Below are 26843 nucleotides of genomic sequence, written 5' to 3' on the forward strand. Positions count from 1 at the left end.
CCCCAGCAAGCCCACCACCTGACGTCACCGCTCACGTCGTCGGGCTGATCACCCCTGCCCAGCTGAACCCAACGACCTGACCGGGAGTACGCCTCCGTGGCCACGTTCCTCTACAAACTCGGCCGCCTCGCCTTCCGGCGACGGCACTTCGTCGCCCTCATATGGGTCGCGCTGCTCACCCTCGCCGGGGTGGGCGCCGCCTCCGCGCCGGCCGCCGGCAACACGTCCTTCTCCATCCCCGGTACCGAGGCCCAGAAGGCCTTCGACCTGCTGGAACAGCGCTTCCCCGGGATGAGCGCCGACGGCGCCACCGCCCGGGTCGTCTTCAAGGCCCCGAAGGGCGAGAAGATGACGGACGCCGTCAACAAGGCGACCGTCGAGAAGACCGTCAAGGAGCTGGGAAGCGGCTCGGAGGTCGCCTCCGTCGCCGACCCCTACACCGGGCACGCCGTCAGCAAGAACGGCACCATCGCCTACGCCTCGGTGAAGTACAAGGTCTCCGGCATGGAGCTGGAGGACTCCTCCAAGGACGCCCTGAAGGACGCCGCCCAGGACGCGCGGGACGCGGGTCTCACCGTCGAGGTCGGCGGTGACGCGCTGAGCGCGACCCCCGAGACCGGCTCCAGCGAGATCATCGGCATCGCGGTCGCCGCGGTCGTCCTGGTCATCACCTTCGGCTCGCTGCTCGCGGCCGGATTCCCGCTGCTCACCGCCATCATCGGCGTCGGCATCGGCGTCTCCGCCATCACCGCGCTCGCCAGCGCCCTGGACCTGGGCTCCACCACCTCGACCCTGGCCTCGATGATCGGCCTCGCCGTCGGCATCGACTACGCCCTCTTCATCGTCTCCCGCTACCGCGCCGAACTCGCCGAGGGCCGCGAGCGCGAGGACGCGGCCGGACGCGCCGTCGGCACGGCGGGCTCGGCGGTCGTCTTCGCCGGCCTCACCGTCGTCATCGCCCTGGTCGGCCTGTCCGTCGTCAACATCCCCATGCTGACGAAGATGGGCATCGCCGCGGCGGGCACGGTCGCCATCGCCGTCCTCATCGCCCTCACCATGATCCCGGCACTGCTCGGCTACGCCGGCCGCAGGATCAAGCCGGCCGGCCAGAAGAGCAGGCTGCTCGGCGGCGGCCGTACGCCGAAGAAGCCGGGCCGCCCCAACATGGGCACCCGCTGGGCGAGCTTCGTCGTCCGCCGCCCGGTCGCCGTCCTGCTGCTCGGCGTGCTCGGCCTCGGCGCCGCGGCGATCCCGGCCGCCTCGCTGGAACTGGGTCTGCCCGACGACGGCTCCCAGCCGACCTCCACCACCCAGCGCCGCGCCTACGACCTGCTCTCCGAGGGCTTCGGGCCCGGCTTCAACGGTCCGCTGATGATCGTCGTCGACGCCAAGGACAGCCCCGACCCCAAGGCCGCGTTCGCCGAGGTCGGCGACGAGATCAAGGGCCTGAAGGACGTCGTCACGGTCACCCCGGCCACGCCCAACAAGGCCGGCGACACCGCGACGATCACGGTCGTCCCCGACTCCAAGCCGTCCTCGACCACCACCGAGGACCTGGTGCACGCCATCCGGGACAAGGGCGCGGACATCGCCCGCGAGACCGACTCCCAGGTCCTGGTCACCGGCTCGACGGCGATGAACATCGACGTCTCGCAGAAGCTGAACGACGCGCTCCTGCCGTACCTGGCCCTGGTGGTCGGCCTCGCCTTCCTCCTGCTGATCGTGGTCTTCCGCTCGATCCTGGTCCCGCTGAAGGCGGCCCTCGGCTTCCTGCTCAGCGTGATGGCGGCCCTCGGCGCCGTGGTCGCGGTCTTCCAGTGGGGCTGGCTGTCCGGCCTGATGAACGTCGAGGAGACCGGCCCGGTCATGTCGATGATGCCGATCTTCATGGTGGGCGTCGTCTTCGGCCTCGCGATGGACTACGAGGTGTTCCTCGTGACCCGCATGCGGGAGGCGTACGTCCACGGCGAGAAGCCCAGCCAGGCGGTGGTGACCGGCTTCAGGCACGGCGCCCGGGTGGTGACCGCCGCCGCCGTCATCATGATGGCCGTCTTCTCCGGCTTCATCGGGTCCAGCGAGTCGATGGTCAAGATGATCGGCTTCGGCCTCGCCATCGCCGTCTTCTTCGACGCGTTCCTCGTCCGCATGGCCATCGTCCCGGCGGTCCTCGCCCTGCTCGGCAAGCGGGCCTGGTGGCTGCCGAAGTGGCTGGACCGCGCGCTGCCCAACGTGGACGTGGAGGGCGAGGGCCTGCGCACCCACGCCGACTCCGGGGCGGAGAAGGAGCTGGTACGCGCCTGACGTACCGCTCCTGACACAGAGCCGCCGGTGAGGGTGCCCGTGGGGACGGGGCTGCACCCTCACCGGCTTCCCGCCGTCACCGCACGGCGTCCGCCCGGCCGGAATGCGTTTCGTCCGTCGCGCGGGGACCCGCTACCGTGCCGCGTATGACGACGACCGCCCATCCTCGTTTCGCCGCCGCCGTGGAGGAGTCGGGACTGGGGGCGCTGCTGCCGCGGGTACGCAGCTTCCCCGAGGCGACCCGGACCGCCGCCGAGGCCGCCGCCGCCATCGGCTGCGAGCTGAGCCAGATCTGCAAGTCGCTGGTCTTCGCCGCCGACGGGGTGCCCGTGCTGGTGCTCATGGACGGGGCCTCCCGGGTGGACGTCGAGCGGGTGCGGCAGGAGCTGGGCGCCGGGAAGGTCACCCGGGCCGACGCCGGGCTCGTGCGCGAGACCACCGGGTACGCCATCGGCGGGGTGCCGCCCTTCGGGCACCGCACGCGCACCCGGGTCCTCGCCGACCGTTCGCTGCTCGCGTACGACGTGGTGTGGGCGGCGGCCGGCACGCCGCACACCGTCTTCCCGATCGAGCCGAAGGAACTCGTCGCCCACGCGGGCGCGACGCTGGTGGACGTGCGCGAGCAGCGCGCGTGACGCCGCTGGTCGCGACGGCCGTCCTGCTCGCCGCCGTCACCCACGCCAGCTGGAACGCCATCGCGCACCGCATCACCGACAAGCTCGTCGGCTTCGCCCTGATCTCCGGCGGCGGGCTGCTGATCGGGCTCGCGGCGGCACCGTTCACGGCGTTCCCGGCGGGGCCCGCCTGGCCGTACCTGTTCGCCTCCGCCGCCGTGCACATCGCCTACTACGCGCTGCTGATGACCTCCTTCCGGCTGGGCGACTTCGGGCAGGCCTACCCCATCGCGCGCGGCAGCGCCCCGCTCCTGGTCACCGTGCTCGCCGCCGTCTTCGCCCACGAGGTTCCCGGCGCCTGGGCGAGCGCCGGCGTCACCGTGTCCTGCCTGGGGCTCGGCGGGGTCGGGCTGTGGGGACTGCGCGGGCGGCGGCCCGACTGGGCCGCGATCGGCGCGGCCCTCGCGACCGGTGTGACCATCGCCGCGTACACCGTCATCGACGGCATGGGCGTACGGGCCTCGGGCACGTCCCTCGGGTACATCGCCTGGCTCATGGCCGTCCAGGGAGCGGCGCTGCCCGCGTTCCTCTACGCACGCGCGCGTGCCGGCACCGTCCGGCTGCTCCGGCCGTACGCCGCCCTCGGGTTCCTCGGCGCCGCTCTGTCCGTCGCCGCGTACGGCCTGGTGCTGTGGGCCCAGACCCGGGCCGCGCTCGCCCCCGTCGCCGCCCTGCGCGAGTCGTCCATCATCGTCGGCGCGGCCATCGGGGCGCTGTTCTTCAAGGAGCGCTTCGGGGCGCCCCGGATCGCCGCGGCGGGCCTGGTGGTCGTGGGGATCGGGCTGATGCTGCGGGCCGGTTAGCGCCGGACACGGCGCCGACATGACGGGCCGGGGTGCCGTGGCGCACCCTGGAAGCAGCGGTTTTCGGAGGTGGTCGTCATGATGCACACGGCTGTGGGATGGCACATCGAGATGGAGTTCATGGAGGACGATCAGCACACGCGCGCGGCGGCGCTGGTGCGCTTGCCCGACGGTTCCGAGGTGCGGGCCCACGGCCGCGCCAGCCGGCACAACGTCGACGCGAACCAGCCCCGGGTCGGCGAGGAGATCGCCGGTGCCCGCGCCCTCAACGAACTCGCCATGCAGCTGCTGACCAAGGCCCACGAGGAGATCGACCAGGCGTCCGGACGGACCTCGCACCCGATCCACGTGTGACACGCGCGCCCGGCGTGCGCCGGGGGCACGCGAGGTTCAGGAGAGCGCCGTGCGGACCGCTCGTACCAGCGCCTGCGCCCTCGGGTCCGCCGTGACGCTCTGCCGGAAGCCGTTGGTGACGTAGCCGAAGGCGATGCCGGTGTCCGGATCGGCGAAGCCGAGCGCGCCGCCGCGTCCGGGGTGGCCGAAGGAGGTGGGGGAGAGCAGCGGGGACGCGGCGCCGTGCAGCATGTGGCCGAGGCCGAAGCGGGTGCCCACCACCAGGACCCGGTCCGGCCCGGCGGACTGCTCCGTGCGGGCCAGCTGCGTGGTCCGAGGGGTGAACAGCCGGGTCCCGCCGTCGACGTCGCCGATGAGCGAGGCGTAGAAGCGGGCCAGTCCGTCGGCCGTGGCGATGCCGTTGGAAGCGGGCAGGGCGGCGGCGCGGTAGCCGGGGTCGTTCTCGTCGGGGAGCGGGCTGATCGCCGCGAACGCGCGGCGGGTCAGGGAGTCCGGGTCGGCGTAGGCCTCGGCCACCGCCCGCTTGGGGCGGGTCTTCAGACCGCCCGCGGTCTCGGGCGCGTCCACCGGGCCGACGCGGCCGACGCGCGCGTGCTCCGACGTGGGCAGGCCGAGCCACAGGTCCGCGCCGACCGGCCCGGCGATCTCGTCCGCGATCCACTCGCCGACCGGGCGGCCGGTGATCCGGCGGAGCAGCTCGCCGGTGAGCCAGCTGTAGGTCTGGGCGTGGTAGCCGTGGTCCGTGCCCGGCTCCCACACGGGGGCCTGCGCGGCGACGGCGGCGGCGCCCAGGTCGGGGTCGGCGGCCTCGGCCGGGGTCAGCGGACGGTCCAGCACGGGCACGCCCGCGCGGTGCGCGAGCAGGTCCCGTACGCGCGTGCGCTCCTTGCCGGCCGCCTTGAACTCCGGCCAGTAGGTGCCGACCGGGGCGTCCAGGTCCAGCTCGCCGCGCTGGTGCAGGAGCAGCAGCGCGGCGGCGGCGACGCCCTTGGTCGCGGAGCGCACGATCTGCGCGGTCCCGTGCTGCCAGGGAGCGGTTCCGTCCACGTCCCGGGTGCCGGCCCACAGGTCCACGACCCGGTGTCCGTCCCGGTAGACGGCGACGGCCGCCCCGCGCTCGCCGAGCAGCGCGAAGTTCGCGGCGAACGCCTCCCTGACCGGCTCGAAGCCCTCGGCCACAGTGCCGTTCACGTCCACGCCCGCCGTCCCTTCCGCCTCGTTCCTCCTGCGACAGTGGGTGCAACACGGGGTGGACGCCTGCGATTCCTCGGCGGGATCAGCCCAACAGAATCGTTACGTCGATGTTGCCGCGCGTCGCGTTCGAGTACGGGCACACCTCGTGCGCCGCGTCCACCAGCCGGGCCGCCACCTCGGCGTCCAGCACCGGCAGGGAGACGCTGAGGGCGACCGCGAGGCCGTAGCCGCGGTGCTTGTTCGGGCCGATGCCGACCTTCGCGGCCACGGTGGAGCCGGTCAGGTCGTAGCCCTCGCGGTTGCCCACCAGGATCAGCGCGTTGTGGAAGCAGGAGCTGTAGCCGGCCGCGAACAGCTGCTCCGGGTTGGTGCCGTCGCCGTCGCCACCCAGCGCCGGGGGCATCGCGACCTTCAGCCCGATCTGCCCGTCCTGACTGGTGACATAGCCGTTGCGGCCGCCGTGGGCGGTGGCCTCGGCGACATACATGATCTTCGTCGGACGCGTGTCGACGGCGGTGCCCTCGGTCATGGCCGGCCTCCCCCGGAACAAGTGGCGCACAAGTACATCGTGCACAAGGTACTGGCCGGTAGGTCAGGGTGTACCGGCAGGGTGGGCAACCGCGGGTAACGCGTGATCAGTACCGGTCCGCCGCCGCGTGGGCGCGCTCGGTCAGCCTCCACAACTCCTCGCGCAGCCGCGCGATCTCCCTGGCCCCGAGCCCTGTGGTCGTGAGCAGCGCCCCGGGTACGCGCGCCGCACGCCCCCTGAGTTCCTCGCCGCGCCCGGTGCACGCGACCAGCACCGAGCGCTCGTCGTCCGCCGCGCGCTCCCTGCGCACCAGCCCCGCCCCCTCCAGCCGCTTCAGCAACGGCGAGACGGTGCCGTAGTCCAGCCGGAGGGCGCGCGCCAGCTCCTTCACGCTGATCTCCCCGCGCTCCCACAGCACCAGGAGCACCAGGTACTGCGGATAGGTGAGCCCGAGGTCGTCCAGCAGCGGACGGTACGCGGCGGTCACGGCCCGCTGGGCGGCGTACAGCGCGAAGCACAGCTGGTCGTCCAGCAGCAGCGAGCCGTCGACGGCCGGGTCCTCGTTCGTCACGCGCCCATTGTCACGGACGCGGGGTCGAACCCGAACGGCAGCTCCAGCCGGTGTGCCCGCATCAGCTCCTGGTCGGACAGCAGCGCGCCGGTCGGGCCGTCCGCCGCGATGACGCCGTCGCTGAGGATGAGGGAGCGCGGGCACAGCTCCAGGGCGTACGGCAGGTCGTGCGTGACCATGAGGACCGTGACGTCCAGCGAGCGCAGGATGTCGGCGAGTTCGCGGCGCGAGGCCGGGTCCAGGTTGGAGGACGGCTCGTCCAGGACCAGGATCTCCGGCTCCATCGCGAGCACGGTGGCCACCGCGACCCGGCGGCGCTGTCCGAACGACAGGTGGTGCGGCGGCCGGTCGGCGAACTCCCGCATCCCGACCCGCTCCAGGGCGGTGTGCACCCGCTCCTCCAGCGCGGCCCCCTTGATCCCGGCGGCGGCCGGCCCGAACGCCACGTCCTCCCGCACGGTCGGCATGAAGAGCTGGTCGTCCGGGTCCTGGAAGACGATGCCGACCTTCTGCCGGATCGCGGCCATGTGCTGCCCGGACACCGGGAGCCCGGCCACGGTCACCGTGCCGGTCCCGCCGCCCAGGATGCCGTTGAGGTGCAGCACCAGGGTCGTCTTGCCGGCGCCGTTCGGGCCGAGCAGGGCGACCCGCTCCCCGCGCGCGATCGAGAAGTCCACCCCGAACAGGGCCTGGTGCCCGTCCGGGTAGGCGAAGGCGAGGCCGGAGACCTCGAGAGAAGCAGTCACAGGAACCATCCCAGCAGACAGACGACGAGGGCGGCGCAGGGGAGTGCCAGGGCCTGCCGCCACTGGGCACCGGACGCGGTCACCTCGTCGATGACCGGCATGGAACCGGCGTACCCCCGGCTCACCATGGCGAGGTGCACGCGCTCCCCCCGCTCGTAGGACCGGATGAACAGCGCGCCGGCGGACTTGGCGAGCACCCCCCAGTGCCGTACGCCCTTCGCCTCGAAGCCGCGCGACTCCCGGGCGATCCGCATCCGGCGCATCTCGTCGGTGATGACGTCGCCGTAGCGGATCATGAAGGAGGCGATCTGCACGAGCAGCGGCGGCAGCTTCAGCCGTTGCAGCCCGAGCAGGAGTTCGCGCAGCTCGGTGGTGGCGGCCAGCAGCACGGAGGCGGCGACGCCCAGGGTGCCCTTGGCGAGCACGTTCCAGGCGCCCCACAGCCCGTTCACGCTGAGCGAGAGCCCCAGCACGTGCACCCGCTCGCCCTCCGCCACGAACGGCATGAGCACCGCGAACGCGACGAACGGCACCTCGATCAGCAGCCGCCCGAGCAGGAAACGGGCGGGCACGCGCGCCTGGTGGGCGACGGCCGCGAGCAGCCCGGCGTACACCGCGAACGCCCACATCGCCTCGCGCGGGGTCGACACGACGACCACCACGAACAGGAACGCGGCGGCCAGCTTGGTGTGCGGCGGCAGGCCGTGCACGGGCGAGTGCCCGTGCCGGTACAGCCGGTGCGCGTGTCCCGCCCCCATCAGACGCCGGTGTTCACGGGAGAGACGTCGTCGCTGCGGCGCCTGCGCAGCGCCCAGAACACCGCGCTGCCCGCGACGACCGTGACGCCGACGCCGATCACGCCCGCGAGGCCGCCGGACAGCCGGGCGTCGGAGACGTCCTTGACCCCGTAGTCGGCGAGCGGCGAGCCGGCGCCGGCGTGCTCCTTGGCCTTCTTGTCGATCCCCTGGTCGTGCGCGACCTTCTCCAGGCCGTCGGGGTTCGCGGAGGCGTAGAAGCTGACGAAGCCGGCGAGGACGAGGGAGGTGACGAGCCCGGTCACCCACAGCGTGCGGCGCGAGGTGCGCGCCGCCACGGGCGCCGTGGGAGCGGGCGCGTCCACCAGCGCGCCGTTCACGCGCAACTGGAGCCGCTGCCGCAGGCCGCGCGCGCCGTACACCAGGTCCGGGCGTACGGCGATCACCGCGCCGACCGTCAGCGCGGTGATGACCGCCTCCCCGATGCCGATCAGCACATGGACGCCGATCATCGCGGTGGCGACCTTGCCGAGGGAGACGTCGGTGGTGCCGCCGATGGCGTAGATCAGCGTGAAAGCCACGGCGGCGGCCGGCACGGACACCAGCGCGGCGACGAAGGAGGCCACGGTCACCGAGCGCCGCTTGCGGGGCAGCACGGCGAGCAGGACCCGGAAGACGGCGTAGGAGACGACCGTCGTGACGATCGCCATGTCGGTGATGTTCACACCGAGCGCGGTCAGACCGCCGTCGGCGAACAGCACGCCCTGCATGAGCAGCACGACCGACACGCACAGGACGGCTGTGTACGGGCCGACGAGGATCGCGGCCAGGGCGCCGCCCAGGAGGTGGCCGCTGGTCCCGGCGGCCACCGGGAAGTTGAGCATCTGCACGGCGAAGATGAACGCCGCCACCAGGCCGGCCAGCGGGGCCGTCCGCTCGTCGAGTTCGCGTCGGGCGCCGCGCAGGCTCACCGCGAGGGCGCCGGCGGCGACCACTGCGGTGACCGCGGAGGTCGGGGCGTCGATGAATCCGTCAGGTACATGCACCGTACGATTTTAGGCCCTTGTTGCGAACGCTTTGCAAGAGAGACGAAGTCTCGTCTCTCACCGAGGCGCGAACAGGAAAATGTGCGACTCTGGGAGGAAAGCGGATGCACAGCTTTCACATAGGTCACCGTGCGTGAGAGGGCGGTCCGATGTCTGTAGTCGAACAGTACGCGCGCGCTCATATCGTCACGGACGAGGAGGATCCCGGGGCCGTGCCCGTCGTGCTGCGGTACGACCCCGACGCCGATCCCCGCTCCGTCCGGGTCGGGCTTCCCGGACCGCACGAGTGGACCTTCTCCCGCGCGCTCCTCGAACGGGGACTGCGGGCGCCGGCCGAGAGCGGCGACGTCCGGGTGTGGCCCTGCGGGCGCGTCCAGGCGGTGGTCGAGTTCCACACCGACGACGGCGTCGAAGTGGTGCAGTTCGAGTCGAAGACGCTGGTGCGGTTCCTGCGCCGCACCTACACCGTCGAGCCCGTGCGGGGCTGACCGGGCCGACCGGCGGGCCGGAGCCGGTCAGCTCCCGAGCTTCAGCAGCTTCGCCACGATCGGGCCGGCCGTGTCACCGCCGTGCCCGCCCGCCTGGACCACGCCGGCGGCGGCGAGGTCGCCCCGGTAGGCGGTGAACCAGCCGTTCGGCTTCTTCTGCCCGTCGACCTCCGCCGATCCGGTCTTCGCGCCGTAGTCCGGGCCGAGCCCCGACATCGCCTCGGCGGCGGTGCCGTACGCGGCCGTGTACCGCATCAGCTCGCGCAGCTGGGACAGCGTCTTCGGCGACAGCGTGCGGGAGGCGGTGGCCAGCGTGCGGTGGTCCACGGACGGCGCGACCAGGTACGGCTGGTGGAAGGTGCCCGACTTCACGGTCGCGGCGACGGAGGCCATGTTCAGCGGGTTCATGCGCACCCCGCCCTGCCCGATCAGCGAGGCCGCCATCTGCGCCGCCGACTGCACCGGCACCGAGCCGTCGAAGCTGGGCACGCCGATCGCCCAGTTGTTCATGGACAGCCCGAAGACCTGCTGGGCCTGCTTGGTCAGGTCGTCGTTCTTCAGCTTCTTCGCCTGGCTGATGAAGGCGGTGTTGCAGGACCGGGCGAAGCTCGCCTTGAACGTGCCGCCCTTGATCTCGAAGTCGTCGTCGTTGTGGAACTTCCAGCCGCCGTAGGTGAACGTCTTGGGACAGGGGTGCGGCTTGTCCACCGACGCCAGGCCCTTGTCGATCAGCAGCGACGACGTGATGACCTTCATCGTGGAGCCGGGTGCGAGGGCCCCCTGGAAGGCGGTGTTGAAGCCGTGCCCGCTGTTGGCGACCGCGAGGATCTCCCCCGTCGAGGGCCGCAGCGCGACCACCGAGGCCCGCGGGCGCCCCGCGACCTGCTGCTCCGCGGCGGCCTGGAGGGTGGGGCTGAGCGTCGTCTTCACGGTGCCCGGGGTGCCCTTGCTCAGCTCCACCAGCGTCTTGTCGGAGAGCTTGGCCTCCTTGGCCGCCTTGCCGCGCACCACGCGCAGCTCGACGCCCGCCGTGCCGCCCGCCTTCTTGCCGTACTTCTCCCGCAGTCCGTCCAGCACCGTGCCCAGGGACGGGTACTTGGCGGCCGTGATCTCACCGCCGTCGCGGTCCAGCGCCTTGACCGGCGGGGTGCCGGACTCGCCGGTCACGAGCGTGTCGCCGTCCCGCAGCTCCGGGTGGACCACGGCGGAGTGCCAGTCGACCAGCGGCGCGCCGTCGCTCGCCCGGCGCACCACGGTGAGCGAACTGGTGTAGGACAGCGGCTTGCTGAGGCCCCGGTAGGCCACCGTGGCCTTCACGGAGAACGGCACCTTGGCGCCCTTCGCCGTCCCCGGGGTGAGCGTGACGTCCTTCAGATGGGCGTCCTTGGTGTAGCCGGCGAGCAGCTTCCCGGCGGCGGCGGGGTCGTCGGTGGCGTCCGCCGCCCGGTCCGCCTTGCCCTGCTGCCAGGCGGTCAGGAAGCGGGTGGAGGCGGTGCGGATCTCGGTCGCGGTGAGCGGGCCCGTCCTGACGGTCCTGTGGCCGGCCGTGGCGGCGGAGCGCTCGTCGGCCGCGGCACCGCCGTCGTACAGCGCGTAGACGCCGAACCCGGCACCGCCGACCACCACGGCGATCATCCCGCCGAGCACGGCGGGTCGGGTCTTCCGTCGCTCGGCGACGCGCCTTCTCTTGCCCACAGCCTCAGTTCCTCCGCACCTTTCCCAGGGTCCCCGTAGCCCTCACATTCCCCAACGACGGCAATCACCTTAAAGTCCCCGTCTTCCCGGGTGACGTCAGCCCGCGTTCCGTAGCACGCTTGCGACAATCGGTCCGGCGGCGTCGATGCCGTGTCCGCCGTCCTGGACCATGGCCGCCGCGGCGACGTCGTCGCGGTAGCCGGTGAACCAGCTGTCCGACCTGGCCTCGCCGTCGACCTCCGCGGAGCCGGTCTTCGCGCCGACGTCCCCGCTCATCCCGGCCATCACACCGGCCGCGGTGCCGCTGCGCGCGGTGCGGTTCATCATCGCGCGCAGCTGCTGGACCGTGGACGACGACAGCCCGCGCGCGCGGGCCGGTTCGCGGTCGTCGAGCCTCAGCGGCACGATCAGGGGCTGGCGGAAGGCGCCGGTCTTCGCGGTGGCCGTCACGGACGCCATGTTCAGCGGACTCATCTGGACCTGGCCCTGGCCGATCAGGTTGGCCGCGGTGTCCGGGCCGCCGGAGGCCGGCACCCGGCCGTCGAACGTGGGCACGCCGACCTGCCAGTTGTTCCGCCCGAGCCCGAAGCGGTCCTCGGCCTCCCGGGTGAGGGAGTCGACCTTCACCTCGTCCGCGAACTTCACGAACGCCGTGTTGCAGGAGCGGGCGAAGCCGTCGGCGAGGGTGGCGTGCTCGTCCGGCGCCAGGCCCTTGAGGTTCTGGAAGGTCTGGCTCTGCCAGACGGCCGACGGCGGGCAGGGCGCCGGCCCGTTCGCCGTGCTCAGGCCGTTGTCGATGAGGGTCGCCGCGCTGATGATCTTCATGGTGGAGCCGGGTGCGCGTTCGCCGAGGAGGGCCGCGTCGAAGCCGTCGTCGCGGTTGTTGGCGACGGCGAGTATCTCGCCGGTGCTCGGCTTGACGGCCACGACGGAGGACTCGGGGTACTTCAGCACGGCCTTCTCGGCCGCCGCCTGGGCGCTCGCGCTGAGCGTCGTGGGGAGCCTGCCCGGCTTGCCCTTGGCCAGGGTGAGCAGCGGGGTGTCCGCGGGCCGGCTGCCGTCCGCCGCCGCCTGATGGCGGATCACGAGTTCCACCCCGGGCCGGCCGCCGGTCCTGTCGCCGTACCGCCGGCGCAGCTCGTCCAGGATCGGACCGAGGGAGGGGTACGTCACCCGGGTGAGCACCTTGCCGTTCCGGTCCACGGCCTCGATCTCCGGGGCGGCCGAGTCGCCGGTGGTGAGCGTGTCCCCCTTGCGCAGGCGCGGGTGGACGACGGAGGGCTGCCAGTCGACCAGCGCGCGGTGCGAGGTCTCGCCGCGTACGACGGTCAGCTCGCTGCGGTAGGAGAGCGGCCGGGACACGCCGGCGTACGACACCGTCGCCTTCACCGTGAACGGCACCGTGTCGCCGGTGGCCCGGCCCGGGGTGATCCGCACCTTGCCGATGTGCGCGTCGCCGCCGTAGGCCGACAGCACCTCCTGGGCCGCCTCCGGGTAGTTCGTGTACGACGCCGCGGCCGCCGCGTCGCCCTTCTCCCAGGCGGTGAAGAACGCGCCGGTCGTCTCCTTCACCTCGGAGCCGCTGGGCGGACCGGTCCGCACGGCCGCCGAGGCCCCCGGGCCGTCGTCGCCGTTCAGCGCGGACGCGACGTTGTAGACCCCGTACCCGGCACCGCCGAGCAGCGTGACGCACACGCCGCCGATGACGGCCGCCTTGACCCCGTTGCGCATGGCGCGCTTCCCCTCCCGTTCAGCCTGTTGAACATGTTCAAAACAGGTCTGGGGGCACTGTAAGCGGTTGCACCGCCGCTGGGGCAGGAGTTGTCGAAACCGTGACTCAGACCCAGGTGTCCAGCCACATCCGCGACCGCCAGCTGTCGATCGGGATGGCCTGGCCGGTGTAGAGGGGCCAGAAGTAGATGAAGTTCCAGGCGATCAGGAGGACCAGGACGCCCGCCGCCGAGGCGCCGATCACCCGGCGGGTGTCGGTGGAGCCCCGTGGGCCGATGATCGCGCCGGTCATCATCGCCACCGCCAGGCACAGGAACGGCAGGAAGACGACCGCGTAGAAGAGGAAGATCGTGCGCTCCTGGTAGTGGAACCAGGGCAGGTAGCCCGCCGCGATGCCGCAGGCGATGGCGCCGGCCCGCCAGTCGCGGCGGAACGCCCAGCGCCACAGCACGTAGAGGATCGCGAAGCAGGCCGCCCACCACAGCAGCGGCGTGCCGATCGCCAGCACCTCCCGGGCGCACTTCTGGCCCGCGTCCACCGGGCAGCCGTCGGAGCCGGGGGAGGGGGACTCGTAGAAGTACGACACCGGGCGGCCCAGCACGATCCAGCTCCACGGGTTGGACTGGTACGTGTGCGGCTGGTCGAGGTGGACGTGGAAGTTGTACACCTCGTGCTCGTAGTGCCACAGGCTGCGCAGCCAGTCCGGCAGGAAGGACCAGGTGCCGCCCCTGCCGTCGGTGGCCGCCCAGTTGCGGTAGTAGCCGCCCGTGCCGTCGGCCGGGGAGAGGATCCAGCCGGTCCAGGAGACCAGGTAGACCGCCAGCGCGACCGGGACCGTCGCCACGAAGGCGGCACCGGTGTCGTACTTCAGGACGGCGAGGTACGGGCGGCGCGCGCCCGCCACCTTCCGGGTGCCGACGTCCCACAGGACCGTCATCACGCAGAACGCGGCCAGGATGTACAGCCCGTTCCACTTCGTGCCCACGGCCAGGCCCAGCATCACCCCGGCCCCCCAGCGCCACGGGCGCCACCCGAAGCGGAAGGCGTCGGCGACCCGCTCGTCGGGCCGTACCCGCCCGTCCGGTCCGGCCGGCAGCGCGGCGGCCAGTCTCTCCCTGGCCCGGTCCCGGTCGACGACGAGGCAGCCGAACGCGGCCACGACGAAGAACATGAGCACGCCGTCGAGCAGCGAGGTCCGGCTCATCACGAAGTGCAGGCCGTCCACCGCCATCAGCGCGCCCGCCAGACACCCCAGGAACGTCGAGCGGAACATCCGGCGGCCGATCCGGCACAGCAGCAGGACGGACAGCGTGCCCAGCAGCGCCGTCATGAACCGCCAGCCGAACGGGTCGAACCCGAAGATCAGCTCACCCAGGCCGATGACGTACTTGCCGACCGGCGGGTGCACCACGTACGCCGGGTCCGTGGGGATCGCCAGGTGCCCGTGCTGCTGGAGGACCATGTCGTTGGCGTTCTTGCCGTACCGGTCCCAGCTGACCTCGAAGCCGCGGTGGACGAGCGCCCACGCGTCCTTCGCGTAGTACGTCTCGTCGAATATCACCGCGCGCGGGCTGCCCAGGTTCCAGAACCGCATGACGCCCGCCATCAGCGTCACCAGCAGCGGCCCGCCCCAGCCCGACCACCGCGTGAGCCGCTCGGCCAGGAGCGGCGGCACGCCGAGCACCCGCCACAGCCGGGGGCTCGGCTCGGCGTACGGCGGCACCAGCCGGTCGCGTACGTCGCCCGAGGGCGCGTCCGTGGCCGGCGCGTACCCGAATCGGCGCAGCCGACGCTGCCACGACGGCCGGCTGTCGTGCGGTGCCTGGTCCTGCCGGAGGTCCATGGAGGACGCGGTACTGGTCACCGCGCCATCGTAGGGAAACGTCCTGTGCGAGTCCCGCGCATGTGCGGTACCGGTCGGGACACGGTCGCATTCGTCCCGCTCGGGGCCGCCCCGGACCCGGCCCCGGACGCCGGGGAAGCGGCCCGGGATCTCCTGGGAGGATGGGGGTGTGACTGGAACCCTTGTCCTGGCAGGTACCCCCATCGGCGACATCGCGGACGCGCCGCCCCGGCTCGCCGAGGAGCTGGCCGGCGCCGACGTGGTCGCCGCCGAGGACACCCGGCGGCTGCGCCGGCTCACCCAGGCGCTGGGCGTGACGCCCAAGGGCCGCGTCGTGTCGTACTTCGAGGGCAACGAGTCCGCCCGTACCCCGGAGCTGGTCCAGGAGCTGATCGGCGGCGCGCGCGTGCTGCTGGTGACCGACGCCGGCATGCCCTCCGTCTCCGATCCCGGCTACCGGCTGGTCGCCGCCGCCGTCGAGCAGGACATCCGGGTCACCGCGGTGCCGGGCCCGTCCGCCGTGCTCACCGCGCTCGCCCTGTCCGGGCTGCCCGTCGACCGCTTCTGCTTCGAGGGCTTCCTGCCCCGCAAGGCCGGCGAACGGCTGTCCCGGCTGCGCGAGGTCGCCGGCGAGCGGCGCACCCTCGTCTACTTCGAGGCCCCGCACCGGCTCGACGACACCCTCGCCGCCATGGCCGAGGTCTTCGGCGCCGACCGGCGGGCCGCCGTCTGCCGGGAGCTGACCAAGACGTACGAGGAGGTGCGGCGCGGCCCGCTGGCCGAGCTGGCGCGCTGGGCCGCCGACGGCGTGCGCGGCGAGATCACCGTGGTGGTCGAGGGGGCGCCCGAGACCGGGCCCGAGGAACTCGACGCCGAGGAGCTGGTGCGCCGGGTGCGGGTCCGGGAGGAGGCCGGCGAGCGCCGCAAGGAGGCCATCGCGGCGGTTGCGGCGGAGGCGGGACTGCCGAAGAGGGTGGTGTTCGACGCGGTGGTGGCGGCCAAGCGCTCCACCGGGTGAGGCGGGTCGTCGGGTAGGTCCCCGCGCCCCCGCGGAGCGCCTCCGTGCGCCCCATGGGGGAGCAAAAGGCTGGCGTCGATGGCAAAGCACAGCCGTCTCATTCGCGACCCTTTGGCAAGCGATGTCCAAATCGCCTCCAACACTCGACAGCCCTGCTGCGCATCCGCCGGTGGAGGCGTCCACTGGTCGAAGGGACGCACCCGTCCAGAGGGACGCACCCGTCCGACAGGGAGCTGGCATGAGTGACATAGCAGGGCGGACCGGCCTCCGTGCCACAGCCACAGCCGTCGTTCACGAGTCGTACTCGTTCGCCTGCATGCGCTGCGGGCAAGGCTGGGAGCAGTCGTACGAGATAGAGCACCACACGAACGCGCAGGGGGAGGAGTTCGTGCTGTACGTGGCCGACGGCCAGGTCGTGCCGTCACCGCTGAGCCGCCCGTCCTGCCACAACTGCGACGGCCGTGTCGTGCGGATCATGCGCGCGGGCCAGGTCTCCGCGGTGCGCGGGTCCGCGCAGGGGCAGCACCACCGCGTCCCGCAGGCGGGCCCGGTCGAGACGCCGCAGGTGCCCGCGCGGACCGCCGAGGCCGGGCCGGCCAGGGCGCCGCACCACTGGCACCTGTCCGATCTCCTGCACCCGTTCCAGCGCCGGGCGAGCTGAGCGGATCGCCGGCCGTCGAGGGCATGCCCCTTCCGTAGGATCGGAGCATGCCTTCGAACGCCGGTCAGAGCACCAAGGACGCCGACAAGAACGCGGCGCCGCCGCTGCCCCAGCCCCTGGCGGTGCCCGTCGCCGACTCCCACACCCACCTCGACATGCAGTCCGGCACGGTCGAGGAGGGCCTGGCGAAGGCCGCCTCGGTGGGCGTCACGACGGTCGTCCAGGTCGGCTGCGACCTCAAGGGCTCGCAGTGGGCCGCCGAGACCGCGGCGGCCCACGAGAACGTGCACGCCACCGTCGCCCTCCACCCCAACGAGGCCCCGCGCATCGTGCACGGCGACCCGGACGGGTGGTCGAGGCAGGGGGCCCGGGAGCCCGGCGGCGACGCCGCGCTGGACGAGGCCCTCGCCGAGATCGACCGGCTGGCCGGGCTGCCGCAGGTGAAGGGCGTCGGCGAGACGGGCCTCGACCACTTCCGCACCGGCCCCGAGGGCAAGGCCGCCCAGGAGCGGTCCTTCCGCGCCCACATCGAGATCGCCAAGCGGCACGGCAAGGCCCTCGTCATCCACGACCGCGACGCCCACGCCGACGTCCTCAGGATCCTGAAGGAGGAGGGCGCCCCCGAGCGCACCGTCTTCCACTGCTACTCCGGCGACGCCGAGATGGCCGGGATCTGCGCCCGCGAGGGCTACTTCATGTCCTTCGCCGGCAACGTCACCTTCAAGAACGCGCAGAACCTGCGGGACGCCCTCGCCGTCGCCCCGCTGGAGCTGGTCCTGGTGGAGACCGACGCGCCGTTCCTCACCCCGGCGCCGTACCGCGGACGGCCCAACGCCCCGTATCTCATTCCGGTCACGGTCCGCGCGATGGCCGCCGTGCGCGGGATCGACGAGGACGCTCTGGCGGCGGCTCTCGCCGCGAACACGGCCCGGGCGTTCGGCTACTGACCGTCCGTCCGGGCCGCCGACCGGCCGTCCCGGGGTACTGACCACCCGTTCGAGACACCACGTTCCGTAGTCGAGTCGCTTTGGAGAGTGACCGGCGCTCCGCTAGGTTCTGGGGGCCCGATCCGGACCCCTCTGGACCCTGGAGCGTGTCGGCGTGAGCACGTCGCAGTACAAGACGTACGACCCCTACGGCCATGACGCCTCCGTCCACACCGCGGAGACGCTGCCGTACGGCATCCGCGAGGACACCTACCGGCCCGCCTACGAGGCCGAGGCGTACTTCGTCACCGAGCCGGCGACGCCGCTGCCCCGGCAGACGACGAGCGCGCCCGCGAGCGCGGCTCACGAGACGCGGGCTCCCGAGGCCGAGCCGCCCGAGGAGACCGGGGGGCGGGCCCCGCGCCGGCGCCGGGCCCGCTACGCCGAGCGCCCGGACTCCACCGTGCGCCGCCTGCTGCCGCAGGCGCTGGTCGTGGCCTTCCTGGCCGGCGGCACCACCGCCTTCGTCGCCAACGACAAGGCGGTCGAGCTGAACGTCGACGGCAGGCAGCGCAGCCTGCACACGTTCGCCGACGACGTGAGCGAGCTGCTCACCGAGGAGGGCGTGCGCGTGGGAGCGCACGACATGATCGCGCCCGCCCCCGGCACGGCCCTCGCCAGCGGCGACGCGGTCGCGGTGCGGTACGGGCGCCCGGTACGGCTCACCCTGGACGGCCGGCGGCGCGAGGTGTGGACGACGGCGCGCACGGTGGAGGGGGCGCTGGACGAGCTGGGGGTGCGCGCCGAGGGCGCGTATCTGTCGGCCTCGCGCGCCCAGCGCATCGGACGCGCCGGGCTCGCGCTCGACGTGCGCACCGAACGCGCGGTCACGGTCCTGGCGGACGGCCGGACCCGCACCGTCCGCACCAACGCGGCCACCGTCCGGGAAGCGGTCGAGGAGGCCGGGATCACCCTGCGCGGCCAGGACACCACCTCCGTGCCGCCGGACAGTTTCCCGCGCGACGGGCAGACGGTGACCGTGCTGCGGGTGAGCAGCACCCGGGAGATCCACGAGGAGCAGATCCCCTTCACGACCGAGCGGACCGCCGATCCCGCCCTCTTCCAGGGCACCGAGGTCGTCGCGCGGCCCGGGCAGCCGGGACTGCGCCGGACCACCTACCACGTGCGCACCGTCAACGGGGTGCGGCAGAAGCCGCGCCCGGAGAAGTCGGAGGTGGTGCGCGCGCCGCGCGCACAGGTGGTCAAGGTGGGCACCAAGCCCCGGCCGCCCTCCGTACGCGACGCCGACCGCCTGAACTGGCGGGCGCTCGCCGCCTGCGAGTCCGGCGGCCGGCCCGACGCGGTCGACCCCTCGGGAACCTACGGCGGGCTGTACCAGTTCGACACCCGCACCTGGCAGAGCCTCGGCGGCAAGGGCCGCCCCCAGGACGCCACGGCGCAGGAGCAGACGTACCGGGCGAAGAAGCTGTACATCCGGCGGGGGGCGAGCCCCTGGCCGCACTGCGGGGGGAGGCTGCGGGGGTAGGGGCCGCGGACCGGGCGGACGCCCCGTGCCGCGGGCCGCCGTCCGGCCGCGGCGCGGGCCACCTGGCAACCCGGCCCCTCCCGCCCCCGTACCCTTGTCCCGTGAGCAGCCCCACCCCCGACTCCCTCCTCGGCCCCGCCGACATCCGCGAGCTCGCGGCGGCGCTCGGTGTGCGCCCCACCAAGCAGCGCGGCCAGAACTTCGTGATCGACGCCAACACGGTCCGCCGTATCGTCCGTACCGCCGAGGTCCGCCCCGACGACGTGGTCGTCGAGGTCGGCCCGGGGCTCGGCTCGCTCACCCTCGCGCTGCTGGAGACCGCCGACCGCGTCACCGCCGTGGAGATCGACGACGTCCTCGCCGCGGCCCTCCCCGCGACCATCGCCGCGCGCATGCCGGACCGCGCCGACCGCTTCGCGCTGGTCCACTCCGACGCCATGCACGTCACCGAGCTGCCCGGACCCGCGCCGACGGCCCTGGTGGCGAACCTGCCGTACAACGTGGCCGTCCCCGTGCTGCTGCACATGCTCGACACCTTCCCGAGCATCGAGCGGACGCTGGTGATGGTGCAGTCCGAGGTCGCCGACCGGCTCGCCGCCGCGCCCGGCAACAAGGTGTACGGCGTGCCGTCCGTGAAGGCCAACTGGTACGCCGACGTGAAGCGGGCCGGGGCCATCGGGCGCAACGTCTTCTGGCCCGCGCCGAACGTCGACAGCGGGCTGGTGTCCCTGGTGCGGCGGGCCGAGCCGATCAAGACCACCGCCTCCAAGGCCGAGGTCTTCGCCGTCGTCGACGCGGCCTTCGCCCAGCGTCGCAAGACCCTGCGGGCCGCGCTCGCCGGCTGGGCCGGGTCCGCGGCGGCGGCCGAGGCGGCCCTGGTCGCGGCCGGGGTCTCGCCGCAGGCGCGCGGCGAGTCGCTGACCGTGGAGGAGTTCGCGCGGATCGCCGAGCACAAGGAGGCGGGCGCGTGAGCGTCACGGTCCGGGTCCCGGCCAAGGTCAACGTCCAGCTCGCGGTCGGCGCCGCCCGCCCCGACGGCTTCCACGACCTCGCCAACGTCTTCCTCGCCGTCGGGCTGTACGACGAGGTCACGGTGACCCCCGCGGACGAACTCCGAATCACCTGCGAGGGCCCGGACGCCGCCCAGGTCCCGCTGGACCGCACCAACCTCGCCGCCCGTGCGGCCATCGCCCTCGCCGGGCGCCGGGGCATCGACCCCCACGTCCACATCCACATCGCCAAGGACATCCCGGTAGCCGGGGGCATGGCGGGCGGCAGCGCGGACGGCGCGGGCGCGCTGCTCGCCTGCGACCGGCTGTGGGGCACGGGTGCCTCGCGCGCCGAACTCCTCGCGATCTGCTCCGAGCTGGGCAGCGACGTGCCGTTCAGCCTGGTCGGCGGCGTGGCGCTCGGGGTCGGGCGGGGCGAACGGCTGACCGCGCTGGAGGCCGGCGGCACCTTCCACTGGGTGTTCGCGATGGCGGAGCGGGGGCTGTCGACGCCGGCGGTGTTCCGTGAGTTCGACCGGCTGGCCGAGGGGCGGCAGATCCCGGAGCCGGTGGCGTCGGCGGAGCTGGTGGCGGCGCTGGCGAAGGGGGACGCCGAGGCGCTGGCCGCGTCCGTCTCCAACGATCTCCAGCCGGCCGCGCTGTCCCTCTTCCCCGAGCTGGCCGGCACGCTGGCGGCGGGGCGCGGGGCGGGTGCGCTCGCCGCGCTGGTCTCGGGATCCGGGCCTACGACGGCCTTCCTCACGCGGGACGCCGAGTCGGCGCAGAAGGTGGCCGGGGCCCTTCGGGCGTCGGGGACGTGCAGGGCGGTACGGACCGCGGTGGGGCCGGTGGCGGGGGCGACGGTGGTCTGAGCAGGTTCAGTACTCGTTGAACGTGGTCAGGTCGATGAGGATGTCGTAGGGGACGCTCACCTTGACGTGGTCGTGGTGGATGCCTGTCAACGCACAGGTACCGGGGGCCTCGCCGCGTTCGTACACCCGTTCGCCAGCAGGTGGATCGCGGCGAAGTGGAAGTAGCGCTGCGGGCGACGTCATCACACAGAGTGACAACCCCCTCGCGCCCCGCCCGCACCTCCGCAGGCCCTACGCTAGAAGGCTGACCCACGCGGCGGAGCCGCACGTCGAAACAGCCCCGCGCACAGGAGTGAAATGGCCGTCAACCTGGTCAATGTCGAGAACGTCAGCAAGGTGTACGGCACCCGTGCCCTGCTGGACGGCGTCTCGCTCGGCGTGCAGGAAGGGGACCGGATCGGGGTCGTCGGACGCAACGGCGACGGCAAGACCACCCTCATCCGGATGCTCGCCAAGCTGGAGGACGCCGACACCGGACGGGTCACGCACTCCGGCGGGCTGCGGATCGGTGTGCTCACCCAGCACGACTCCCTCGACCCCGCCGCCACCGTGCGTCACGAGGTCATCGGCGACATGGCCGACCACGAGTGGGCCGGCAACGCCAAGGTCAGGGACGTCCTGACCGGGCTGTTCGGCGGGCTGGACCTGCCGGGCTTCCCGAAGGGGCTGGACACCGTCATCGGCCCGCTGTCCGGTGGCGAGCGGCGCCGTATCGCGCTGGCCAAGCTGCTCATCGAGGAGCAGGACCTGCTCGTCCTGGACGAGCCCACCAACCACCTCGACGTCGAGGGCATCGCCTGGCTCGCGAAGCACCTGCAGAACCGGCGCTCGGCGCTGGTCTGCGTGACCCACGACCGGTGGTTCCTGGACCAGGTGTGCACGCGCATGTGGGACGTGCAGCGCGGTGACGTGTACGAGTACGAGGGCGGCTACTCCGACTACGTCTTCGCCCGTGCCGAGCGCGAGCGGATCGCCGCGACGGAGGAGGCCAAGCGGCAGAACCTGATCCGCAAGGAGCTGGCGTGGCTGCGGCGGGGCGCCCCCGCCCGCACCTCCAAGCCGCGCTTCCGCGTGGAGGCCGCCAACGAGCTGATCGCGGACGTGCCGCCGCCCCGCGACAGCAGCGAGCTGATGAAGTTCGCCTCCTCCCGGCTCGGCAGGACCGTCTTCGACCTGGAGGACGTCACCGTGCAGGCCGGGCCGAAGGTGCTGCTCAAGCACGTCACCTGGCAGCTCGGCCCGGGCGACCGGATCGGCCTCGTCGGGGTCAACGGCGCCGGGAAGACCTCGCTGCTGCGGGCCATGGCCGAGGCCGCGCGGACCGAGGGCGAGGAGCAGCCGGCCGGTGGCCGCATCGCCGTCGGCAAGACCGTCAGGCTGGCGTACCTCTCCCAGGAGGTCGCCGAACTCGACCCGACCTGGCGGGTGCTGGAGGCCGTGCAGCGGGTCCGGGAGCGCGTCGACCTCGGCAAGGGCCGCGAGATGACGGCCGGGCAGCTGTGCGAGACGTTCGGCTTCACCAAGGAGAAGCAGTGGACGCCGGTCGGGGACCTCTCCGGCGGTGAGCGGCGGCGGCTCCAGCTGCTGCGGCTCCTCATGGACGAGCCCAACGTGCTCTTCCTGGACGAGCCCACCAACGACCTCGACATCGAGACCCTCACCCAGCTGGAGGACCTCCTCGACGGCTGGCCCGGCTCGATGATCGTCATCTCCCACGACCGGTTCTTCGTGGAGCGGACGACGGACCGGGTGTTCGCCCTCCTCGGCGACGGCACGCTGCGGATGCTGCCGCGCGGCATCGACGAGTACCTGGAGCGGCGGCAGCGGATGGAGGAGGCGGTCGCCGCGCAGACCGCCGCCGCGGCACCCAAGCCGGTCACGCAGGAGAAGAGCGCCGCCGACCAGCGCGCCGCGAAGAAGGAACTCCAGAAGATCGAGCGCCAGTTGGACCGCATCTCCGAGAAGGAGTCGAAGCTGCACGCCCAGATCGCCGACAACGCCACCGACTTCGCGAAGGTCGCCGAACTCGACGCCCAGCTGCGGGATCTCGCCGGGGAGCGCGAGGAACTGGAGCTGCGCTGGCTGGAACTGGCGGAGGACGCCTGACCTTTCACGCCCGCACACGGAGGGGGCGCGTGCGCCGGGTGAAGGGGGCGTGAAGGCGCGTAACGGCGGTATCACGGGCCGGTCGTCCCTTGGGAACAGGGGAGGACACGGCCCCGTGTGCTGTCTGTACCGGGTGATAGAAAGGGCCGTCTGAGAACCGTCTTACCTGTCTGAGAACGACCTTGAGTCCGTCGCGAACCTCAGGGCGTGGCTAAAAATCAGTGAACGAGGGGGAAGAGCGCTGATGACTCAGCCGCCCAACCAGCCGCCGCAGGGCGGATTCGGACCGCCGCAGGACCAGCCGCCGGGGGCCCAGCCTCCGCCGGCCGGTGGTTTCGGCCCGCCCCCGCAGACGCCACCGGCGCAGGGCGGACAGGGCGCCGCTCCCCAGGCCCCGCCGGCGCAGGGCGGTTTCGTCGCGCCCCAGCCGCCCGCCGGCCCTCCGCAGCAGCCCCCGCAGCCCCCACCGGGCTACGGCTATCCGCAGCAGCCGGGCCCTTACGGTGGCACCCCCGGTCCCTACGGCTACCCGCAGCAACCCCCGCAGCAGCCCGGCCCGTACGGCACCCCGCAGCCCGGCTACGGCCCCCCGCAGCAGCCGCCGTACCCGGGCATGCCCGGCGCCGCGGCCGGCGCCCCCTTCGACGGCAAGCCGGCCTCCGGGAAGAGGACGGCCCTGATCATCGGTGCCGCGGTGGCCGCGCTGCTCGTCATCGGCGGCACGGTGTTCGCGTTCACCGGCAGCGGCGACGGCGGCGGGAAGAAGCCGGTCGCCCGGCAGAGCGACGACCCGAAGGACTCCGCCACCCCCTCCCCGACCACGTCCGGCGGCGGCGAGGACCCGGAGAACCTCAACAAGGACCGCCGGCCCGGCGAGGCGAAGGTGCTCTGGTACAAGCCGGCGCCGGACGCCCCGGCCTCGGGTGCCGACGCACCCGGCATGTGGATCACCGGCGACACGGCGGTGAAGGCGGCCTACAAGCAGGTGTTCGCCTTCCGCACCGGTGACGGCGGCACCGCCTGGGGGCCGCTCGCCTTCCCGCAGAAGATCTGCGCGGTCACCCCGCAGAAGTCGGCCGACGACAAGGTCGTCGTGGCGTACATGAGCGGCGGCGGCGACCGCGCCAAGTGCAACCAGCTCCAGCAGCTCGACCTGCGCACCGGCGAGAAGGGCTGGAGCACCGAGGTCGCCGACGGCGGACTGTTCGACAGCGCGCTCACCGTCGAACTCACGGTCAGCGGCAAGACGTTGATGGTGGGCCGTTCCCAGTCGGGCACGGCGTACGACATCGACAGCGGCAAGAAGCTGTACGACAAGAAGAGGTACGGCGCGGCCTGCTTCCCGGCCGCCTTCGCGGGCGGCACCGGCCGGCTGGTCCAGGTGGCCTCCTGCGGCGCCGGCACCGCCAAGGAGCACGAGGAGATCCAGGAACTCGATCCGGCCACCGGCAAGGTCCGCTGGACCCAGACGGTGAAGAAGGGCTGGGAGGTGACCCGGACCTACTCGGTCGACCCGCTCGTGGTCTACCTGACCAACCGGGACAAGAAGGCCTGGAACATCTCCACGTTCACCAAGGACGGCAAGTTCCGTTCGGAGGTGAAGGTGAACGAGAAGTTCGCCCCCCGCTGCGGCTGGGCCGTCCTCGAACGGGAGTTGCAGGGCTGCCAGGGCGTGGCGGTCGACGCCGACACGCTCTACCTGCCCACCGACTCCACGGTCAGCGCCAACGAGATCGTCGCGATCAGCCTCTCCGACGGCAAGGCGAAGTGGCGGGTCAAGTCCCCGGTGGACCAGCCGATGGCACCGGTGAAGGTCGAGGGCGGCAAGCTCATCGCGTACGTCCAGCCGTCGTACGACGCGGGCGGCCAGGTGGTGTCGGTGCCGGTCACCGGCTCCTCCCACAGGACGACCAGGCTCCTGCAGAACCCGCAGGGCGCCGCCGAGGTCGAGGACACCTTCTACGACGGCGTCGTCGACTGGGTCGGCGGGCGGCTGTTCATCTCCTCGGGCCGGCTGTCCGGCGACGACGACTCGAAGGAGAAGCTCATGATGGCCTTCGGCAACTGAGCCCGGCGCACCGCCGCGGCCGGCCCCCGTGCCGGCCGCGGCCCGTCCTTCCCGAGTCCCGTCCGCCGTACGGCCTTCCGAGCGTCACCGAGGTACCCGCGCCATGACCCAACCGCCCCCGCCACCCCCGAACCAGCCGCCCAACCAGCCGCCGTCCCAGCCCCCGCAGCCGCCGTCCCAGCCCCCGCAGCCGGGGTACGGCCATCCGCCGGCACCGCCCGCGCAGCCCGGCTACGGCTATCCCGGCACGCAGCCCAACCCGTACGCGCAGCCCCCGGCCCCCACCGCCCCGCAGGTTCCCGGCTACGGCGCCCAGCCGCACAACCCCTACGCCCAGCCCACGCAGCCCCTCCAGGGCATGCAGCCGGGTTACGGCCACCCGGGCCAGGGACAGCCGCCGACCGTGCCGATGGCGCCCCAGCCGGCAGCGGGCGGCGGGCGGAACAACACCGTGCTGTTCATCGTCGTCGCGGCGGTCGTCGCCATCGCGCTGATCGTCGGCGGCGGCATCTGGTACGCCAGGTCCTCCGGGGGCGACGGCGGCAAGCACGAGACCGCGTCCTCCTCCGGCGGCACCGGCGGCTCGAACGACAAGGGCTCCGGGGGCACGACCGGCGGTGGCGGCAAGGAGAAGGCGCCCGCCGACCCGGCCTCCCGGCTGCTCTTCGGCGTGCCGCTGCCCAAGGCGGACGACACGGTCAGCACCGTGGGCTCGTGGCTGACGGACACGGTGTACGCCAAGAGCGGCATCGCGAGGATCACCGGGTACGACCCGGTGAAGGGCACCGTGCTGTGGACGGTCAAGCTGCCCGGCCCGGTCTGCGCGGCCAGCAAGCACGTCGACGAGGACGGCCGGACGGCGGTCGCCTTCCAGCCGAAGATGCCTGAGAAGAACTCTTCCGCGGGGTGCAGCCAGGTCGCCGCGATCGACCTCACCGCGGGGAAGAAGCTGTGGACGAAGTCGGTCAAGTCCGGTGACTACCCGGTCATGTTCTCCAACGTGACGGTGGCTCGGCACACCGTCGCGGTCGGCGGCTCCTCCGGCGGCGCCGCGTTCGACATCGCGTCCGGCAAGACGCTGTGGCAGCCGAAGCCGGACGACACCTGCTACGACGAGGGGTACGGCGGCGGCACCAGGCTGGTCGCGGTGCGCAAGTGCGGCGAGTACGACGACCCGCAGCTCAGCATCCAGACCATCGACCCGGTCAGCGGCAAGGTGATCTCCGAGTACAAGATGCCGGACGGCGTCGCCTACGCCTCCGTCGTCTCCACCGACCCGCTGGTGGTCGCGGCCGACGTCGGCCAGAGCGCGGGCGACGGCAGCGGTGTCTCGGACTACTTCTCCATCGACGACCGGACCGGCAAGCTGCTCGCCCGCATCCCGGCGCCCGGCGACACCTACGGGGGCCGCTGCGACGGCACCACCCGCATCGAGGACTGCCGGCAGATCGTGGCGGGCAACGGCAGGCTGTACCTGATGACCGAGGCGCACGACGGCAAGGGCGAGTACACCAAGACCAACGAGATCGTCGCCTTCGACCTGAGGACCGGCAAGCCGACCGGCCAGCGCGCCGAGGCCGGCGACGGCTACACCCTCTCCCCGCTGCGCATGGACGGCGGCAATCTGCTCGCCTACAACGCGCCGCCGTACAACAGGGGCGGCCAGGTCGTCAGCATCGACGGCGGCTCGTTCAAGGTGACCGAGCTGCTGGAGAACCCGTCCACGAAGAGCGTGCGGGACTCCGAGGTCAACCTGCTGCCGGAGTACGCGGAACTCCGCTTCGCCAAGGGCCGGCTGTACATGTCCGCGGTGTTCGCCAAGGAGCGGGACATGTCCTCGTACAGCAAGGAGTACCTCGTGATGGCGTTCGGCGCGGACGGCTGACCCGCCGGCCTCACCCGAATGAGTGACTTGCCGAGAAGTGCC

The 26843-nt window shown here is 72.6% G+C and carries 23 protein-coding genes; 14 read left to right on the top strand and 9 right to left on the bottom strand.

The annotated features are described in order from the left end of the window. Positions 1-96: 96 nt before the first annotated feature. The 4 genes from ABZV94_RS13070 (at position 97) to ABZV94_RS13085 (ending at position 4132) form a co-directional block, all read left to right on the top strand. Positions 97-2301 (top strand): MMPL family transporter, encoded by a 2205-nt coding sequence (locus ABZV94_RS13070; protein ID WP_356340266.1) that lies wholly within the window; start codon positions 97-99, stop codon positions 2299-2301. A 146-nt stretch (positions 2302-2447) separates the two neighbouring features. Beyond that, on the top strand, positions 2448-2936 hold the full coding sequence (locus ABZV94_RS13075; protein WP_356340267.1) for a YbaK/EbsC family protein: 489 nt from the start codon (positions 2448-2450) through the stop codon (positions 2934-2936). Continuing rightward, positions 2933-3778: a DMT family transporter gene (locus tag ABZV94_RS13080; RefSeq protein WP_356340269.1), complete on the top strand. Its 846-nt coding sequence runs from the start codon at positions 2933-2935 to the stop codon at positions 3776-3778. Before ABZV94_RS13075 ends, ABZV94_RS13080 begins: the two co-directional genes overlap by 4 nt. Before the next feature lie 78 nt (positions 3779-3856). Continuing rightward, positions 3857-4132 carry a DUF1876 domain-containing protein gene (locus ABZV94_RS13085; RefSeq protein WP_014673231.1) on the top strand — a complete coding sequence of 92 codons (276 nt, stop codon included), beginning with the start codon at positions 3857-3859 and terminating at the stop codon, positions 4130-4132. A gap of 36 nt (positions 4133-4168) precedes the next feature. Here the strand turns inward: ABZV94_RS13085 and ABZV94_RS13090 are convergent, their stop codons facing one another. The 6 genes from ABZV94_RS13090 to ABZV94_RS13115 all read right to left on the bottom strand — a co-directional run bounded on the left by ABZV94_RS13090 (position 4169) and on the right by ABZV94_RS13115 (position 8973). Continuing rightward, positions 4169-5329, bottom strand: a complete 1161-nt coding sequence (locus ABZV94_RS13090; RefSeq protein ID WP_356340271.1) for a serine hydrolase domain-containing protein — start codon at positions 5327-5329, stop codon at positions 4169-4171. A gap of 79 nt (positions 5330-5408) precedes the next feature. After that, complete coding sequence (locus ABZV94_RS13095; protein ID WP_356340272.1) at positions 5409-5855, bottom strand: organic hydroperoxide resistance protein; 447 nt, start codon at positions 5853-5855, stop codon at positions 5409-5411. A gap of 106 nt (positions 5856-5961) precedes the next feature. Next, positions 5962-6426 (bottom strand): MarR family transcriptional regulator, encoded by a 465-nt coding sequence (locus tag ABZV94_RS13100; RefSeq protein ID WP_356340273.1) that lies wholly within the window; start codon positions 6424-6426, stop codon positions 5962-5964. Further along, on the bottom strand, positions 6423-7181 hold the full coding sequence (locus ABZV94_RS13105; protein WP_356340275.1) for an ABC transporter ATP-binding protein: 759 nt from the start codon (positions 7179-7181) through the stop codon (positions 6423-6425). The genes ABZV94_RS13100 and ABZV94_RS13105 overlap by 4 nt, the downstream gene beginning before the upstream one ends. Next, entirely contained in the window at positions 7169-7930 is a 762-nt protein-coding gene (cbiQ, locus tag ABZV94_RS13110) for a cobalt ECF transporter T component CbiQ (RefSeq protein ID WP_356340276.1), read from the bottom strand. The genes ABZV94_RS13105 and cbiQ overlap by 13 nt, the downstream gene beginning before the upstream one ends. Further along, positions 7930-8973: an energy-coupling factor ABC transporter permease gene (locus tag ABZV94_RS13115; RefSeq protein ID WP_356340277.1), complete on the bottom strand. Its 1044-nt coding sequence runs from the start codon at positions 8971-8973 to the stop codon at positions 7930-7932. Before ABZV94_RS13115 ends, cbiQ begins: the two co-directional genes overlap by 1 nt. 149 nt (positions 8974-9122) lie before the next feature. Between ABZV94_RS13115 and ABZV94_RS13120 the strand changes: the two genes are divergently transcribed. Further along, the gene (locus ABZV94_RS13120) at positions 9123-9461 is read left to right on the top strand and encodes an SsgA family sporulation/cell division regulator (protein WP_356340278.1); all 339 of its coding nucleotides are present in this window, start codon (positions 9123-9125) and stop codon (positions 9459-9461) included. 27 nt (positions 9462-9488) lie between these two features. Here ABZV94_RS13120 and ABZV94_RS13125 read toward each other — a convergent pair whose 3' ends face one another. The 3 genes from ABZV94_RS13125 to ABZV94_RS13135 form a co-directional block, all read right to left on the bottom strand. Next, positions 9489-11156, bottom strand: a complete 1668-nt coding sequence (locus ABZV94_RS13125) for a penicillin-binding transpeptidase domain-containing protein (RefSeq protein WP_356340279.1) — start codon at positions 11154-11156, stop codon at positions 9489-9491. Positions 11157-11252: 96 nt separating this feature from the next. Further along, the gene (locus tag ABZV94_RS13130) at positions 11253-12887 is read right to left on the bottom strand and encodes a penicillin-binding transpeptidase domain-containing protein (protein WP_356340281.1); all 1635 of its coding nucleotides are present in this window, start codon (positions 12885-12887) and stop codon (positions 11253-11255) included. Between the two features lie 106 nt (positions 12888-12993). Beyond that, a complete protein-coding gene (locus ABZV94_RS13135; protein ID WP_356340282.1) occupies positions 12994-14751 on the bottom strand; it encodes a phospholipid carrier-dependent glycosyltransferase in 1758 nt (585 codons plus the stop codon). Positions 14752-14899: 148 nt separating this feature from the next. Here ABZV94_RS13135 and rsmI point away from each other — a divergent pair, with 148 nt between their 5' ends. The 9 genes from rsmI to ABZV94_RS13180 all read left to right on the top strand — a co-directional run bounded on the left by rsmI (position 14900) and on the right by ABZV94_RS13180 (position 26801). Then, positions 14900-15748 (top strand): 16S rRNA (cytidine(1402)-2'-O)-methyltransferase, encoded by an 849-nt coding sequence (gene rsmI / locus ABZV94_RS13140; protein ID WP_356340284.1) that lies wholly within the window; start codon positions 14900-14902, stop codon positions 15746-15748. A gap of 238 nt (positions 15749-15986) precedes the next feature. Then, positions 15987-16409, top strand: a complete 423-nt coding sequence (locus ABZV94_RS13145; RefSeq protein ID WP_356340285.1) for a hypothetical protein — start codon at positions 15987-15989, stop codon at positions 16407-16409. Between the two features lie 47 nt (positions 16410-16456). After that, a complete protein-coding gene (locus tag ABZV94_RS13150) occupies positions 16457-17356 on the top strand; it encodes a TatD family hydrolase (RefSeq protein ID WP_356340286.1) in 900 nt (299 codons plus the stop codon). A gap of 154 nt (positions 17357-17510) precedes the next feature. Further along, positions 17511-18881 carry a ubiquitin-like domain-containing protein gene (locus ABZV94_RS13155; protein WP_356340288.1) on the top strand — a complete coding sequence of 457 codons (1371 nt, stop codon included), beginning with the start codon at positions 17511-17513 and terminating at the stop codon, positions 18879-18881. A gap of 101 nt (positions 18882-18982) precedes the next feature. Further along, positions 18983-19852, top strand: coding sequence for a 16S rRNA (adenine(1518)-N(6)/adenine(1519)-N(6))-dimethyltransferase RsmA (gene rsmA, locus ABZV94_RS13160; protein ID WP_014673217.1), 870 nt, complete (start codon positions 18983-18985; stop codon positions 19850-19852). After that, positions 19849-20742, top strand: coding sequence for a 4-(cytidine 5'-diphospho)-2-C-methyl-D-erythritol kinase (locus tag ABZV94_RS13165; protein ID WP_356340289.1), 894 nt, complete (start codon positions 19849-19851; stop codon positions 20740-20742). The genes rsmA and ABZV94_RS13165 overlap by 4 nt, the downstream gene beginning before the upstream one ends. A 297-nt stretch (positions 20743-21039) precedes the next feature. Next, positions 21040-22848: an ABC-F family ATP-binding cassette domain-containing protein gene (locus ABZV94_RS13170; RefSeq protein ID WP_356340290.1), complete on the top strand. Its 1809-nt coding sequence runs from the start codon at positions 21040-21042 to the stop codon at positions 22846-22848. Positions 22849-23092: 244 nt separating this feature from the next. After that, a complete protein-coding gene (locus ABZV94_RS13175) occupies positions 23093-24916 on the top strand; it encodes a PQQ-binding-like beta-propeller repeat protein (protein ID WP_356340292.1) in 1824 nt (607 codons plus the stop codon). Between the two features lie 103 nt (positions 24917-25019). Continuing rightward, complete coding sequence (locus ABZV94_RS13180; RefSeq protein WP_356340293.1) at positions 25020-26801, top strand: PQQ-binding-like beta-propeller repeat protein; 1782 nt, start codon at positions 25020-25022, stop codon at positions 26799-26801. Positions 26802-26843 lie beyond the last annotated feature (42 nt).

It is taken from the genome of Streptomyces sp. NPDC004658, from assembly GCF_040609555.1.
Taxonomy (GTDB): domain Bacteria; phylum Actinomycetota; class Actinomycetes; order Streptomycetales; family Streptomycetaceae; genus Streptomyces.